The organism is Collinsella sp. i05-0019-G5, from assembly GCF_042851345.1.
GTDB lineage: Bacteria > Actinomycetota > Coriobacteriia > Coriobacteriales > Coriobacteriaceae > Collinsella.
In genome coordinates, this window is record NZ_AP031421.1 from 2499710 (window position 1) to 2515396 (window position 15687).

Below are 15687 nucleotides of genomic sequence, written 5' to 3' on the forward strand. Positions count from 1 at the left end.
GCGCATAGGGGAGTGACTCGGGGGCATCCTCGTGCCCGGACCGCGCCTATGAGCGCTGGGTCCCGCGGGCCGCGAGGTGCGGTTCCGGAAGAGCTCGGGCGATTAGTGCGGCTCGGCTGAGGACGTCGCCGTCCTTGCACCTGCCGTCTATCGACCAGGTAGTCTACCTGGGCCCTTACCGGAAGGAGAACTAATCCCTGGAACGGCTTCCCGCTTAGATGCCTTCAGCGGTTATCCGCGCCGCACGCGGCTACCCGGCCGTGCCGTTGGTCGACAACCGGTTCACCGGAGGTGCGTCCACCCCGGTCCTCTCGTACTGGGGGCAGCCTCCATCGATTCTCCTGCGCCCACGGAGGATAGGGACCGAACTGTCTCACGACGTTCTGAACCCAGCTCGCGTACCGCTTTAAACGGCGAACAGCCGTACCCTTGGGACCTGCTCCAGCCCCAGGATGCGATGAGCCGACATCGAGGTGCCAAACCTTGCCGTCGATGTGGACTCTTGGGCAAGATCAGCCTGTTATCCCCGGAGTACCTTTTATCCGTTGAGCGACGGCCCACCCACTCGGGGCCGCCGGATCACTAGAGCCTGCTTTCGCACCTGCTCGGCTTGTGGGCCTCGCAGTCAAGCCCGCTTGTACTCTTGCATTCAAAAGGACGGTTGCCGACCGTCCCGAGCGGACCTTCGCGCGCCTCCGTTACCCTTTAGGAGGCGACCGCCCCAGTCAAACTGCCCGCCTGGCACGGTCCCCGAGCCGGTTGACGGCCTCGGGTTAGGACGCCGGTCGCGCGAGGGCAGTATTCCAAGGGCGGCTCCCCGGGGGCTGGCGCCTCCGGATCTTAGCCTCCTGCCTATCCTCTACACGCGGGACCAGCGGCCAATGCCAAGCTGCAGTGAAGGTTCACGGGGTCTTTCCGTCCTTCCGCGGGTAAGTCGCATCTTCACGACCAGTGCAATTTCACCGGGTCCATGGTCGAGACAGCGCCCAAGTCGTTGCGCCTTTCGTGCAGGTCGGAACTTACCCGACAAGGAATTTCGCTACCTTAGGACCGTTATAGTTACGGCCGCCGTTTACCGGGGCTTGGCTTCGGGGCTTCGCGCGATGCGCTAACTCCTCCGCGTGACCTTCCGGCACCGGGCAGGCGTCAGACCCTATACGTCGCCTTGCGGCTTCTGCAGAGTCCTGTGTTTTTGGTAAACAGTCGCTTGGGCCTCTCCACTGCGGCCCGCCTCCGCTCCCCGGGCAAGCCGGTTCACGTACGCGCGGGCACCCCTTCTCCCGAAGTTACGGGGCCATTGTGCCGAGTTCCTTGACCATGGTTGACCCGATCGCCTCGGTATGTTCTACCCACCCACCTGTGTCGGTTTGCGGTACGGGCGCGCACGCGCCTGCCTAGGGGTTTTTCTAGGGACCTCGGGCTCACTCGCTTCGCTCAGTCGCTTCGTCCGGAGCCTCGCCCTCAATGCGGACCGGATTTCCCTGGTCCGCGGGCCGCGCTCCATCACGGGGACGTCCAGAACCCCGCCGAGCCACCCCCATCCGTCGCCCCGTCGGTCGTAGCGCCGCGTGCGCGGTGCAGGAATGTCTGCCTGCTGCGCGTCGGCTACGCCTACCGGCCTCGCCTTAGCCCCCGACTGACCCTGGGAGGATTAGCCTTGCCCAGGAAACCTCGGGTTCACGGCGGACGAGTTACTCTCTCGTCTCTCGCTACTCATGCCAGCATTCTCACTCCCATGCGCTCCACCGTCGGTCGCCCTCCGGCTTCTCCGCCCATGGGAAGCTCCCCTACCGATTCTAATGAATTAAAATCCCGCCGCTTCGGTGTCCAGCTTAGCCCCGTGTATTGTCGGCGCATGTCCACTCGACCAGTGAGCTGTTACGCACTCTTTGAATGGATGGCTGCTTCTAAGCCAACATCCTGGTTGTCTGGGCGGACGCACATCCTTTGCCACTCGGCTGGAACTTGGGGACCTTAGCGGGCGGTCCGGGCTGTTTCCCTCTCGAGCACACAGCTTAGCCCACATGCTCTGACTGCCGCGCTCTGGGCCGCCGGCATTCGGAGTTCGGTTGGATTCGGTAGGCGGCGAAGCCCCCTCGTCCATCCGGTGCTCTACCTCCGGCGGTGAACGCGCGACGCTAGCCCTAAAGCTATTTCGGGGAGAACGAGATATCTCCGGGTTTGATTGGCCTTTCACCCCTATCCGCAGGTCATCGCCGCCGTTTTCAACCGACGTGCGTTCGGCCCTCCACGGGGTCTTACCCCCGCTTCAGCCTGCCCACGGATAGCTCACCCGGCTTCGCGTCCGCGGCGCGGGACTCAAGTCGCCCTGTTAAGGCTCGCTTTCGCTCCGGCTCCCTTTCGGTTAACCTCGCCCCGCGCCAGCGACTCGCTGGCTCATTCTACAAAAGGCACGCCGTCACAACTGAAAGTTGCTCCGACTGCTCGTGGGCGCACGGTTTCAGGTACTGTTTCACTCCCCTCCCGGGGTGCTTTTCACCTTTCCCTCACGGTACTGGTGCGCTATCGGTCACAGGGTAGTACTCAGGCTTGGATGGTGGTCCACCCAGGTTCGGACCGGGTTTCACGTGCCCGGCCCTACTCAGGGACCGCGTCGCGCCGTCCGGTCTGGGTTCGCGTACGGGGCTGTCACCCGCTGCGGCCGGCCCTCCCATGCCGTTCCGCTCCCCAGCCGGACCTGCGCCCGGGGGCGGCAGCCCCCGGATGCGCGGCCCTGCAACCCCGTCGGCGGAACCCCTGCCGGGTATGCCCGCTCGACGGTTTGGCCATCGGTCCCCTTTCGCTCGCCGCTACTCGGGGAGTCTCGAGATTGATTTCCTCTCCTCCGGGTACTTAGATGTTTCAGTTCCCCGGGTTGTCCTCCCCGCCCCTATGTGTTCGGGGTGGGGATATGCACACTGCTGTGCATGGGTTCGCCCATTCGGAGACCCCCGGGTCGAAGGATGTGTGCTCCTCGCCGGGGATTATCGCAGCTTGCCGCGTCCTTCATCGGCTCCCTGTGCCAAGGCATCCGCCGTGCGCCCGTGGTATCTTGCGGGACCGCATCGGGCCCGCGGGATATCCACGTGTCGCTAAAATTAATTAATCGATATCATGAATAGCGCTCGTATGTCGCAATTCGGGTATCTCATACCGCGGCACAGTAGTTGAACTGTGCTCGCGATCAGATGCTCCTCACTCATATATAAGTGAATTCTTCTTGTTTGGATCGGATGAATGATTGCTATCATTCTGTCTGATAAATCGCAGAAAAGAATCGAGTCTGGAAGAAATTGATCTTCCATCTCTCTCCTATCGCTATGCGGCTCTCAAGGTACGCGGGTGCGACCCCGGGGACCGGGTGCTGCGGGGACTTACTCCGGGCGACATCAACCGGACGGGCTCCTGCCCTCCATTCGAGTTAAGTTGATCTCTCTAAGAATGTATCTCCCTAGAAAGGAGGTGATCCAGCCGCACCTTCCGGTACGGCTACCTTGTTACGACTTCACCCCCCTCACCCTCCACACCTTCGGCGCCTCCCCCCTTGCGGTTGGGCCGGCGACTTCGGGTGCAGACGACTCGGGTGGTGTGACGGGCGGTGTGTACAAGGCCCGGGAACGCATTCACCGCGGCATGCTGATCCGCGATTACTAGCAACTCCGACTTCATGGGGGCGGGTTGCAGCCCCCAATCCGAACTGGGGCCGGCTTTCCGGGATCCGCTCCCCCTCGCGGGGTGGCATCCCTCTGTACCGGCCATTGTAGCACGTGTGCAGCCCAGGGCATAAGGGGCATGATGACTTGACGTCGTCCCCGCCCTCCTCCGCCTTGACGGCGGCGGTCCCGCGTGGGTTCCCGGCATCACCCGATGGCAACACGCGGCGGGGGTTGCGCTCGTTGCGGGACTTAACCCAACATCTCACGACACGAGCTGACGACAGCCATGCACCACCTGTATGGGCTCCTCTCGGCCACGGGGTCTCCCCCGCTTCACCCATATGTCAAGCCCTGGTAAGGTTCTTCGCGTTGCTTCGAATTAAGCCACATGCTCCGCTGCTTGTGCGGGCCCCCGTCAATTCCTTTGAGTTTTAGCCTTGCGGCCGTACTCCCCAGGCGGGACGCTTAATGCGTTGGCTGCGGCACGGGGGGATCGTCCCCCCACACCTAGCGTCCATCGTTTACGGCTGGGACTACCAGGGTATCTAATCCTGTTCGCTCCCCCAGCTTTCGCGCCTCAGCGTCGGTCTCGGCCCAGAGGGCCGCCTTCGCCACCGGTGTTCCACCCGATATCTGCGCATTCCACCGCTACACCGGGTGTTCCACCCTCCCCTACCGGACCCAAGCCGCGGAGGTTCCGGGGGCTTCGGGGGGTTGAGCCCCCCGCTTCGACCCCCGGCCTGCCGGGCCGCCTACGCGCGCTTTACGCCCAATGAATCCGGATAACGCTCGCCCCCTACGTATTACCGCGGCTGCTGGCACGTAGTTAGCCGGGGCTTCTTCTGCAGGTACAGTCTTGACTCTTCCCTGCTGAAAGCGGTTTACGACCCGAAGGCCTCCGTCCCGCACGCGGCGTCGCTGCGTCAGGGTTCCCCCCATTGCGCAAGATTCCCCACTGCTGCCTCCCGTAGGAGTCTGGGCCGTGTCTCAGTCCCAATCTGGCCGGTCGGTCTCTCAACCCGGCTACCCGTTGTCGGCACGGTGGGCCGTCACCCCGCCGTCTACCTGATGGGCCGCGGAGCCATCCCCTCCCGTCGGGGCTTTAGCCGGGGTGCCATGCGGCACCCCGGGGTATCCGGTATTACCCGTCCTTTCGGGCGGCTATCCCGGGGGAGGGGGCAGGTTCTCCACGTGTTACTCAGCCGTTCGCCACTCGCTTCTATCCGAAGATAGGTGCCGTTCGACTTGCATGTGTTAGGCGCGCCGCCAGCGTTCATCCTGAGCCAGGATCGAACTCTCCGTCCAAAATAAATGGGCTTCGAGCCCGTCCGGTCCTCACAACTATTAGCTGATCGGTTCCGTTCGATTCATATGGTTCTAGTATAGGAAAAGGAATTTCTCGGGGCCGCCTCTCGGCGGCCTTGCGAAAAACAAATCCAAGTTAGACCATTTCAAATGGTTCGATGTCTGCCCGGATGCGACACTCGGAAGTGTCCATCCTCGCAGTATCCGGTTCTCAAGGTGCACGCTTTGCGGCTCATCCGGTCCGACCGGGCCGCGCGGCAAGAAGATATATTGCCAGACCGGAGGGGCGCCGCGGGCGGGAATCTGGCACTCCATATTTTGTTCACAAACGAATATGTCCCTCAGTCGCGTCCCTGAGGTTATAACTGAAGCATTGGCTTCTGATATTGGCGATGACCAGCTGGTTTATAGGTGTTAAGGCATCGGTCATCTCTGGAGCGCCACTTTACTCCAAAAGCATCAGCTATTTGTTTCCCGTCGGTAAAAGGCAGGTTTTGTTCGCCAAGCGTTCTTATATATAGAGAAGTTCGGGTTCGAACCCATGCACCGGCAACAAAAAAGCGATCAACCGGAGTCGATCGCTTTCTGTTCTATGGTGGAGCATCCAAAGGATGTTTCCGAACTCACTTTCTCGCTGCCATTCATGCTGTCGAAGCATCGTTCGACCTCCGCAGTCCCATGTTTTGAGGATCTGCCGTGTTTATCACTGCTATTAATGAGTGTGCGGAAGTGATCCTCATACAGATACGTGCGATCCGCCAGAGAACTGAGAAGCATCTTTCTGCAGCCCTCGTTGTCTATCCTCGCATCTCTCAGGTCTTCCGGAAATTCACAAGCAGTCTTAGGGTCAGTTTGTTTCTGCTTTCAGAGACTTGTTTGAGAGTTATTAAAGACAGTTCAAAACAATAAGTGAGACACCATAAAGCAGAGCAAGATGTGCCGGATAGAAAACGTAGAAGAAGTATTTCAGCTTCAGCCCTCGCTTGCCATTATAAAGATTGATAAGCAGCAACGAAACGACCGCGGCAGCAACATCAGGATTAAATACATTAGCTGTAGCAAACTCAAATCCGCCGCCAACTATATGGCATGACGAAAGGAGCACTACGCATACTGCAGCAAAGAACATCTTGGCCTTGCTGTCGTGGAATAAATAGAATGCAGCCACAAGCAGAATGCCATACACGCCGCCATCTAGTTTAGTGTATTCAGCTGCCAGTGCTATCAAAACAATCAGAGCAAATTCTGCGATGTGCCTCTTCCATTTTGAAAGACTTTGTATCTTTTCCAGAATAATCAAAAAGACCAAGGAAAGCAGGAGCTCACACATAACATTTTGTTGCCGAAGGTCGAATAGTTGCCCGGTTTGAACGAAATCGTATATGGGCTCCGCAATGATTGCGAAGACAAGCATATTTCGCAGGTACTTCTTTATGTCATGAGTATGCAAAAATCCCTCAACTATCAAAAAGCAAAATAAGGGAAATGCAATTCTGCCAAGAACATGAAGCACATCCGAAGCCTCGCTTAGAATCGCCCACTGCTCGTCTGATATCTGATTGTACGATGCGTGAGTCATGATTCCATTGGTCAGGACGATCCTGCTTACATGATCGAGAACCATCGAAATGGCCGCTATTATCTTTAATGTGCTGCCGCTAATTCCGTATCTGTCTGTTTTCATTTCGTTTTCCTTTCTTTGGGTGGGCCGTCGGGGGTTCAGCCTGCTTCGCAGGCGGCCGCTGCGGCGCTTTCGCGCCTTGCGCGCTGCGCTGGCAAACGCTCACGCGTTTACTCAGCTCCGCGCCCCGACGGGTTCGAACCCGTGCACCGGCAACAAAAAAGACGGCCAACCGAAGTTGACCGTCTCAACAATCTTTGGGTGGGCCGTCAGGGGTTCGAACCCTGGACCTTGGGATTAAAAGTCCCCTGCTCTGCCAGCTGAGCTAACGGCCCGCGGGTGGCATTGTACCACGGTCTGGGACTATTCCCAACTCCATTGGCCGTTCTGGAAAATCACAACTTCACGTCCATCAGGCGTAATGCCCGTAATATCGATGTCGTCCGTGCCGATCATAAAATCGACGTGCGTGCTCGAGACGTTAACACCATGCTCCAGGAGCTCCTCCTTGGACATGTCGTACCCACCCTCGATGCATTCGGGGAAACCGACACCTAGCGCGAGATGGCAGCTAGCGTTCTCGTCATAGAGCGTATCGTAGAACAGAACACCACTTTCGCGGATCGGCGTGTTCTTGGAAATGAGCGCGACCTCTCCCAGGTGAGCAGCGCCCTCGTCAGTATCGATGATACTTGCGAGCGTTGCCTTGCCCACGCGGGCGTCGTAGTCCACCACGCGGCCGCCCTCGAACTTAATCCAAAAATCGTCGACTTTATTGCCGTGGTGGATGAGCGGCATGGCCGAGTACACGATACCGTCGGCGCGCATGCGATCGGGCGAAGTGAAGACTTCCTCGGTGGGAATGTTGGGGAAGAAGGGGTGCCCATCGGGCGTCTTGCCCTTGCCGCCGGCCCACTCGTGACCCTTCGTCATGCCAATCGTCAGATCGGTTCCATTTGCCGCGGTGTAATGCAGGCAGTCGAAACGATTGCCGTTCAGGAAACGCAGGTTCTTTTCGAATGCGGCGTCATGGAGCTCCCAGTCGCTCTCTGGGTCCTGGCCATCGGCGCGAGCGGTGTGCAGAATCGCATTCCACAGCTTATAGATTGCAACCTCATCGGCGTCTCCCGGGAACACCTCGCGCGCCCAAGCCACGACCGGAGCGCCGGCGATGCACCACGGATTGATGTTGTAATCCAGTCCACGGCGGAAAACTTTGCACTGCGTGTTCTTTGCCTTAGAAGCTGCAGCGGGCTTAGCGGGATCGATGCCCTTAAGGGCGGCGGGGTCCGCACCCTCGATAAAGATAAAGCAGGCACCGTCCTGGGCCAGGGAATCCAGCTGCAGGCGCTTCCACTCGGGCGTCTGCTCAAAATAGCTTTTCTCGACATGCTCGTACGTGAGCCTCGTCACGGCATCATCGGCCCAGATGACCGTCACGTGGCCGGCGCCGGCAGCATAGGCCTCCGCGACCACCACGCGCGCAAACGGCACGCACTCAACCGGAGACTGAACGACGACTTCCTGGCCGGGCTTAACGTTTACGCCCTTGCGGACAACCAGGCGCGCATAGTTTTTAATCTTGGGCTCCAGGGACTTCATACCCTCCAGGGCCTCTTCGACCGTCAGGGCAGCTCGAATCATGTGCCACTCCATCTATCTATAGAACAGTAAAAAGGCGCGCCGCAAAAACGACGCACCTTATATCTTAGCGATAAGTATGTATGCAAACGCTACTTCTTCTTGGAGTCCTTCTTGTCCTCCTCGGCAGCTGCGCGCTCGATAAGAGCGTTGAGCTTGTTCTCGGACATGCCCTCGGCCTGCGCGCGGTACATGTTGCGCAAGGGACGAATACGAGCGAAGTCGTAGATAAAGTCACCTAGGATGATGACATAGGACAAAACGATGCCGACCATCTGGACAGGGCTGGACACCATGCCAGCGGGAGCGAAGTACAGCGAGGCCCAAATTGCCACGACGAGCACCATGCCAATGGCGAGCACAATCCACCAGATGCGACGGCGCTTGGTGTAGTCCTCGTCCTGCTTGAGGAGGATATTCGACACCGTATAGATGCGGTCCTCCTTGGCGCGCTGCTTAGCCTTGCGGGCGCGCTTCTCCTCTTTAGAGAGGCCCTCGAGGTTCTCGCCCTTCTCGAGCTCTTTGCGGCGTGCCTTAGACGAAGCCGGCACGACGCGAACGGAGCTCGCTGCTTGGCGGGCGGGCTTAGCAGATGCGGCAGACTTGCGCGCAACCCCGGTAACTTCGTGGGATTGCGTGCGCTTGTTCGTGGCGCTACGGGTACTCACTTATGCGTTCTCCTTCATGCTTGTGAACTGGGAGCCCGTGATGATCTGGAAGGCCTCGCGATAGCGCTCGGACGTGCCATCGATGACCTCGGCGGGCAGGTGCGGGGTCTCCCCCGTCATATCCCAGTTGGCCTTGAGCCAATTGCGGACGAATTGCTTGTCGTAGCTAGGCTGGATCTTGCCCTCCTCGTAGCTGGCAGCAGGCCAGAAACGGCTGGAGTCGGGCGTGAGGCACTCGTCGATCAGCGTGACCTTGCCATCGATGACACCAAACTCGAACTTGGTGTCGGCAATGATGATGCCACGGGTCGCGGCGTACTCGGCAGCGGCCTTGTAGATCTTGAGGGAAAGGTCACGAATCTGCGTGGCGATGTCCTCGCCCACGATCTCGCAGCAACGCTCGAACGAGATGTTCTCGTCGTGGTCACCGATCTCGGCCTTCGTGGACGGCGTGAACAACGGCTCGGGAAGCTTGGAAGCCTCGGTCAGGCCCTCAGGCAGCTGGATGCCGCAGACGGTGCCGTTCTCGTCGTAGGTCTTCTTGCCCGAACCGGTCAGATAGCCGCGGACGATGCACTCGATAGGAATCGTCTGGGCCTTCTTAACCAGCATGGCGCGGCCAGCGAGGTAGTCACGATACTCAGCAAACTCCTCGGGGAAATCCGCCGGGTCGATGGAAACGAGATGGTTGGGAACGATGTCGGCAAACTTATCGAACCAGAATGCCGAGATGCGATTGAGCACCTCTCCCTTAAACGGAATCTCGTCGGGAAGAATGAAGTCGAACGCAGAAATGCGGTCGGTGGCGACCATCAGCAGGTTTTCACCGGCATCGTAAATATCACGAACCTTGCCACGGGAATCCGGACGACGCTCCATCGTTGTCACGTGAGTCACTCCTTACCTAAATACGACAGAAATGCGGGTTCTTTCCCGCATGTTTTCGCAAACTCGGAGCGGCAGGGACGCGGCCCCTCCTTCACCGAATAGCGAAAAGCTAGTGCTCCATTGTAGTAGATGCCGCGTCCGCCGTGTGCTCGCGGGGCAGATGAATTGTAAAAGTCGTACCCTTTCCAAGCTCCGACTCCACGGATATGTAGCCATGGTGACGCTCGACGATCTGCTTGGTCACGGCGAGGCCGACGCCCAGGCCGCCAGCTTCGCGGGCGCGGCTGGCATCGGCGCGCCAAAACCGCCCGAAAATGCGCGACAGATCGTCCTTGGCAATACCGATGCCGGTATCAGAAACGGCAATGCTGACGTGCCTGCGGTCACTGAGCACCGACACCACGACCCAACCGCCCTCGGGGGTGTAGCGCATGGCGTTGCTCATGAGGTTGATAACACATTGCGTGATCATGTCGGGATCGGCCTCGACGACATCGTCGTGCCCTTGGGTTTCATCTGCAAAGCGAAGACGAAGGTCACGGTCGGCAAACAGACGCTCCTGGCCGTTCACAATCGATCGCACGAACGGAACTATGTCCACCGGTTCTAGATTGAGCGGAGCCGTGCTGTTTTCCATACGCGATAGGTCGAGCATCTGCTGCACCAGACGAGCCAGGCGACGCGTCTCGGAAGCAACGGTCTCCAAATGCTCATCGTCGGTGGGATACACGCCATCCTGCATGGCCTCGACCGTTGCGAGCATGGCCATAAGCGGCGTGCGAAGCTCGTGTGCAACGTCTGAGGTCAGGCGCTTCTCGTGTTTCATATCCTTCTCGAGCGAGGTGGCCATCTCATCGAAGGTCTCACCCAGCTGATCGATCTCGTCATCACCGCGCAGCCCCGTGCGAGCCGACAGGTCGCCGTCACGGATTTGCTTTGCGGTACTGGTGATGCGATGAATCGGTTTGGTGAGCATGCGCGACACGAGCGATCCGATAACGACCGAAATGCAGATTGCAACAACCGCGGCGAGAGCCATGGCGTTAAAGGTCTTCTCCCTAAACGCAGAGTCCGCCTTGGTGAGCAGAGCGTCGGAGCCGATGGCCCACAGCTTTACCTGTCCGACATGCTCGCCGGAAGACGTTACAATCTCGACGTTAGCAACGCTATCGGAGTCGGTTGGAGCAGACGAGACCGGGCTATGCGATGCCCTCTTGCCGCTCGTGTCGTCGGTCGTAGCCTGGTTTTCGCGTACATCGGCGGTGGCGCTTGCCGAGGGCCAGGAATCGTCATAAACGATCACACCCTTTTTATTGACGACCTGCATGCCCAGATCGTCGGAAACCAAACTCGACGTTGCGACCGTGCGCAGTTCTCCCGCGGTCCAAGAGCCGTTTTCCTCATATGAGGTCGCCAACTTCTCGGCAGCGGAATTTGCGATTTCGACGATATTGGAGCGTGTGTAATCCGAAAAGACCGTGCCCCACACAACAGAGACAACGCCCACCAGCACCAATACCGTCATGAGCGATGTCAGAGCAAAAGCAAGTGCCATGCGCGAGGGATAGCTCATCGTTGGCCGTGAATCGGAACGAGGCGTGTTCCAACTAGCCTTGGAACCCGCCTCGCTCTCCTGCTTGTGCTTTTGTCCGATTTCAAAGCGCGCAGGTGTCATATGTGATTTCCCTATTTCTCGTCCGACTTATCGGTCTTGGCCGGAGCCTCGAAGCGATAGCCGACACCATGGACGGTGTAGAGCCACTTGGGCTTCTTGGGATCATCGCCCAGCTTGGCGCGAAGATTCTTCACGTGGCTATCGATGGTGCGCTCATAGCCCTCAAAGTCATACCCGAGCACTTTCTCGACCAGCTCCATGCGGTTATACACACGGCCGGGATGGCGGGCAAGCGTGGTGAGCAGCTTGAACTCGGAAGCCGTCAGATCGACTTCCTTGCCCTCGACCAAGATCTTGTGGCCCGAGATATCGATGACCAGATCGCCGAAGTCGAGTACCTCGACGGCGGGCTCGTCGGCCTGATGGGCACGGCGGAACAGAGCGCGAACGCGGGCGACGAGCTCGCGCGGCGAGAACGGCTTAATCAGATAGTCGTCGGCGCCGAGCTCAAGACCGATAATACGGTCCTCGATCTCGCCCTTAGCCGTCAGCATGATGATGGGGACATCCGAGGTATCGCGAATGGTGCGGCAAACGCGCTCGCCGGGGATCTTGGGGAGCATAAGGTCGAGCACGACCAGGTCGAACTGATGCTTCTCGAACTCCTCGATCGCGGACTGGCCATCGCCGACGCCCACAACCCAGTAGCCTTCGCGCTCGAGATAGGCAGCGACGGCGTCACGGATTGCCTTCTCATCCTCGACCAGCAGAATCTTTTTTGCATCTGAAGCCATAACACGGCCCCCCTGTCTCAATTAGCTAAGAACAAGCCCATTTTAACGCACCTGAGCCCGCCAGATGCCGCTATGACGCGGCAGCTCGGCGGGCGGTACTCACAATTACAACGCGTTTATTCCCCTGTTGGCGCCTTTTTAACCCCTCTAAGCTTAAAGAGAGAATAGGCGTGCAGTGACCGTCTCTGGTATACCCTGGCTGTTGCGCACCGTGGCGTACGTAAGGAATGAGTCCGATTTTCCCGCCGTAGCTGGATAATCGCCATACTCCAAAGCGCGGTCGGGCGACAGCAGCGAGCCATAGGTCTTGGCAGAGGTGTCGATCAGGAAATGCGACGCCTGTACCTTAACAAGGTATTTATTCTTCTTGCCAGCCGCACATGCGAGCGGCTCGCGTGACAGGAAGAGGTACGGCCCTCCCTCATTACCGATATACGTGCCCATATTGCCCAGGCTGCCCACGCCACTATAGGCCGCCTCGATAGAAAACACGAAGGTATCGCCCATATATACGGCCTCGAAAGGCGAAACTGACGAAGGGAGGACCAACTGGGCACGCTTGGTGTTGTTGCCGTCGGTCAGATCGATTGCCGTTATGCCGTAGTAGACGCCCTCGTCGTTGCGGACACGCGGCGAGATGGTCAAAATGCCGTCGCTCGCGCGCGGGGCCGATGCAAAGCGGCCCGTCGATTTCCAAATTACCTCGGCCTTGGATTCATCAAGCGAGCGACGATAGCAAAACGAATCACTACTCGTTTTATTGCCGCCTGCCGAAGGCATTTTATACCAGATGACCGATGACCCGAACGCCGTAAACAGGGGCGGATCATAGTCCTTGCCACCTCGATCGAGCTCAACCACGTCGCCAGAGAGCGAAGCGCCCGACAGATTTTGAGCGTAGAGCTTCCACGATGAATTGGCAAAGTTCATCTCAACCCACGCGAATACGCCGTCGCCGGCACGGACATCGTAGAATGCATATCCCGTGCCCTCGATAGGATCCTCGATTAATGTGGTAAGCGAGCCATCACCCAGGTTGAGCACACCGAGTGTGTTGGCGTGCAGCGCCGATGCGGGCGCCATCATCGCCGCGGCGTAATCGCCGTCGCAGTAGTACAGCAGCGTACCCAGAGGCAGCGTCCACGACGCCGCCGGCTCAAGATCGATGTCGACTGCCTCGTACTCATCCGTAATCGAGATGATCTTGGAATCGTCCTTGATAACCTGCGGCTCGCCGGCGGCATCATCGCTGGTGCCCGTTTTTTTCGAGCATCCGGCAAGCACCGTGGCAGCGCCCGCGGCAGCCCCACCGAGTACAAAGCCGCGACGCGATATTCCGTTCTTGATGTGATCGGCGATACCCATTAGGCGATCTCGGTGCGAGCGGCCTCGATAGCGCGTGTAAGCTGGTCGGCGCAGGAGGTCTTTTTCATACCGCAGGTATTACCGGCGAGAACCTCGATTACGCGATCGGCAGGAGCGCCCTCGACCAGCTTGGAGATAGCCTTGAGATTGCCGTCGCAGCCGCCGGTAAACTCAACGCCCATCACCTTGTTGCCGTCATCGGAAAGATCAAGGTGAATATTGCGAGCACACACGCCCTGAGGCTTGTAATCAAACGAAATCATGCGATCCCCTCTCAGAATGTTATTCGAGACGACTATTATCCCCGTCTTTCCCTAAATGCAACGAGGCGCTTTGCCGGCAACACACATTACCAGCAAAGCGCCCTAAAAAGCTAACGTTATGCCCGAACCTACTCGAAGCTCAGCTGCTCCAGACGATCAAAGACCGTGTCGATACGGGTGAGGAAGTCCCACGGATCAAAGATCTCGTCGAGCTTCTCCTGACTGACGGTGCAGCGCGGGTCGGCCTCGAGACGCTCCTTAAAGGTGGGGCCGGAGACACAATCCTGTACCTCGTGCCAAGTTGCCATGGCGTTCTCCTGCACAATGGCGTACGCGTCCTCGCGGGTGATGCCCGTGTCGACGAGGGCGAGCAGCACCTTGGAGGAGAAGATGAGGCCGCGGGTCTTATTGAGGTTGGCCATCATGCGGGCAGGGTACAGCTGCAGGCCGTCGATAACGCGGATGAGGCACTGGAACATGTGGTCGAGGGCGATGAAGCTATCGGCCTGGGCGACGCGCTCGGCAGAGGAGTGCGAAATGTCACGCTCGTGCCACAGGGCGACGTTATCGAAGGCAACCTGGGCGTTGGACTTCACGACGCGCGACAGACCGCAGACTTTCTCCATGGTGATGGGGTTGCGCTTGTGCGGCATGGCTGAGCTGCCCTTTTGGCCCTTACGGAACGGCTCCTCGGCCTCGAGCGTATCAGTCTTCTGCAGATTGCGGACCTCGGTAGCGATGCGCTCGCAGGTGGCTGCGGTGGTGGCGAGAACGCCGGCGAGATAGGCGTGATGGTCGCGGCTGATAACCTGCGTGGACAGCGGGTCGTGAACCAGGCCCAGGTGCTCGCAGACATACTCCTCGACGAACGGCTCGATGGAGCTGTACGTGCCGACAGCGCCCGAGATGGCACCAAAGGCAACATTCTTGCGGGCGTCCTCAAGACGATCCAGATCGCGCTTGAGCTCCCAGGCCCAAGAGCCAAACTTCATGCCGAAGGTCATCGGCTCGGCGTGGATGCCATGAGTGCGGCCGGCACAGAGCGTGTTGCGCTCCTCAAAGGCGCGACGCTTGCAAATCTCGCCGAGCTTCTTGACGTCCTCGATGATCAGGTCGCAGGCCTGGGTGAGCTGGTAGCACAGGGCCGTGTCGCCCAGATCCGAGCTGGTCATGCCATAGTGAACCCAGCGGCTGGGCTTGGGGTCGCCCTCGGGAACATCGGCATCGATGTATTCCTTCATGTTGGTCAGGAAGGCAATGACGTCGTGGCGCGTGACTTCCTCGATCTCATCGACCTTCGCCTTCTCAAAGTTGGCATGGTCGCGGATCCACTGGGCCTCGTCTTTGGAAATACCGATCTTGCCGAGCTCCGCCTGGGCCTCGCAGGCCAAGACCTCGATCTCCTGCCAAATGGCGTACTTGTTCTCGAGGGAGAAGATGTGTCCCATCTCCGGGCGGGTATAGCGATCGATCATAGCGGCTCCTTTTTGGTTATTGGCACGTTGGTCGTAACCCAACCATTATACCGTGCGCAGGTGCAAGTATGGGCAGCAGGCATTAACCTAACATTTTGGAATTGGAGCGGGCAACGGGACGTCCGCGCATTTGCTTCGCAAATCCGCACCGGCTGCGGTCGATCCCCTCGGATTCACGGTGACGATGGGGAAGACTTTGTTGAATTGGCCGTCCCGAGGTCTTCTGTGCTCCATGGAGCGGACAACGGGACGTCCGCGTATTTGCTTCGCAAATCCGCACCGGCTTCAGGCGCCTGTCGGCGCCTTCGCCTGCTCGCTACAAACGCTTCGCGTTCGCTTAACGCTCGCACCCTGGCGGGTTCGAGTCCCGGCGCTTGGTAGTAAAAAGCACGGCAA

The 15687-nt window shown here is 58.9% G+C and carries 9 protein-coding genes, 1 tRNA gene and 2 rRNA genes; all 12 read right to left on the reverse strand.

The window, feature by feature from the left end; all coding sequences use genetic code 11:
• Window positions 1-82: 82 nt before the first annotated feature.
• A 23S ribosomal RNA gene (locus ACGHIZ_RS11510) occupies window positions 83-3058 on the reverse strand.
• A 397-nt stretch (window positions 3059-3455) separates the two neighbouring features.
• Window positions 3456-4961: ribosomal RNA gene (locus ACGHIZ_RS11515) — 16S ribosomal RNA — on the reverse strand.
• The 16S and 23S rRNA genes sit together here, the layout of an rRNA operon.
• 886 nt (window positions 4962-5847) lie before the next feature.
• Window positions 5848-6645 carry a TraX family protein gene (locus ACGHIZ_RS11520; protein WP_195361593.1) on the reverse strand — a complete coding sequence of 266 codons (798 nt, stop codon included), beginning with the start codon at window positions 6643-6645 and terminating at the stop codon, window positions 5848-5850.
• A gap of 199 nt (window positions 6646-6844) precedes the next feature.
• Window positions 6845-6917: transfer RNA gene (locus ACGHIZ_RS11525), tRNA-Lys, on the reverse strand.
• A gap of 28 nt (window positions 6918-6945) precedes the next feature.
• Complete coding sequence (locus ACGHIZ_RS11530; protein ID WP_195361594.1) at window positions 6946-8226, reverse strand: aminopeptidase; 1281 nt, start codon at window positions 8224-8226, stop codon at window positions 6946-6948.
• Between the two features lie 89 nt (window positions 8227-8315).
• Window positions 8316-8891 (reverse strand): hypothetical protein, encoded by a 576-nt coding sequence (locus ACGHIZ_RS11535; protein WP_022093792.1) that lies wholly within the window; start codon window positions 8889-8891, stop codon window positions 8316-8318.
• Window positions 8892-9770, reverse strand: coding sequence for a phosphoribosylaminoimidazolesuccinocarboxamide synthase (locus ACGHIZ_RS11540; RefSeq protein ID WP_035136481.1), 879 nt, complete (start codon window positions 9768-9770; stop codon window positions 8892-8894).
• Window positions 9771-9888: 118 nt separating this feature from the next.
• Window positions 9889-11334, reverse strand: a complete 1446-nt coding sequence (locus ACGHIZ_RS11545; protein ID WP_390448202.1) for an ATP-binding protein — start codon at window positions 11332-11334, stop codon at window positions 9889-9891.
• 131 nt (window positions 11335-11465) lie between these two features.
• Complete coding sequence (locus ACGHIZ_RS11550; protein ID WP_006236208.1) at window positions 11466-12188, reverse strand: response regulator transcription factor; 723 nt, start codon at window positions 12186-12188, stop codon at window positions 11466-11468.
• A 153-nt stretch (window positions 12189-12341) separates the two neighbouring features.
• On the reverse strand, window positions 12342-13553 hold the full coding sequence (locus tag ACGHIZ_RS11555) for a twin-arginine translocation signal domain-containing protein (RefSeq protein WP_055310311.1): 1212 nt from the start codon (window positions 13551-13553) through the stop codon (window positions 12342-12344).
• Window positions 13553-13816, reverse strand: a complete 264-nt coding sequence (locus ACGHIZ_RS11560; protein WP_006236206.1) for a TIGR03905 family TSCPD domain-containing protein — start codon at window positions 13814-13816, stop codon at window positions 13553-13555. The genes ACGHIZ_RS11555 and ACGHIZ_RS11560 overlap by 1 nt, the downstream gene beginning before the upstream one ends.
• 128 nt (window positions 13817-13944) lie before the next feature.
• Entirely contained in the window at window positions 13945-15291 is a 1347-nt protein-coding gene (gene purB, locus ACGHIZ_RS11565) for an adenylosuccinate lyase (protein ID WP_055251306.1), read from the reverse strand.
• Window positions 15292-15687 lie beyond the last annotated feature (396 nt).

Bases quoted from the DNA above. Each gene is read 5' to 3' on its own strand.
- ACGHIZ_RS11555 (WP_055310311.1), bottom strand. From the start codon at position 13,553: ATGGGTATCGCCGATCACATCAAGAACGGAATATCGCGTCGCGGCTTT.
- ACGHIZ_RS11545 (WP_390448202.1), bottom strand. From the start codon at position 11,334: ATGGCACTTGCTTTTGCTCTGACATCGCTCATGACGGTATTGGTGCTG.
- ACGHIZ_RS11520 (WP_195361593.1), bottom strand. From the start codon at position 6,645: ATGAAAACAGACAGATACGGAATTAGCGGCAGCACATTAAAGATAATA.
- ACGHIZ_RS11540 (WP_035136481.1), bottom strand. From the start codon at position 9,770: ATGGAGCGTCGTCCGGATTCCCGTGGCAAGGTTCGTGATATTTACGAT.
- ACGHIZ_RS11530 (WP_195361594.1), bottom strand. From the start codon at position 8,226: ATGATTCGAGCTGCCCTGACGGTCGAAGAGGCCCTGGAGGGTATGAAG.
- ACGHIZ_RS11550 (WP_006236208.1), bottom strand. From the start codon at position 12,188: ATGGCTTCAGATGCAAAAAAGATTCTGCTGGTCGAGGATGAGAAGGCA.
- ACGHIZ_RS11560 (WP_006236206.1), bottom strand. From the start codon at position 13,816: ATGATTTCGTTTGATTACAAGCCTCAGGGCGTGTGTGCTCGCAATATT.
- purB (WP_055251306.1), bottom strand. From the start codon at position 15,291: ATGATCGATCGCTATACCCGCCCGGAGATGGGACACATCTTCTCCCTC.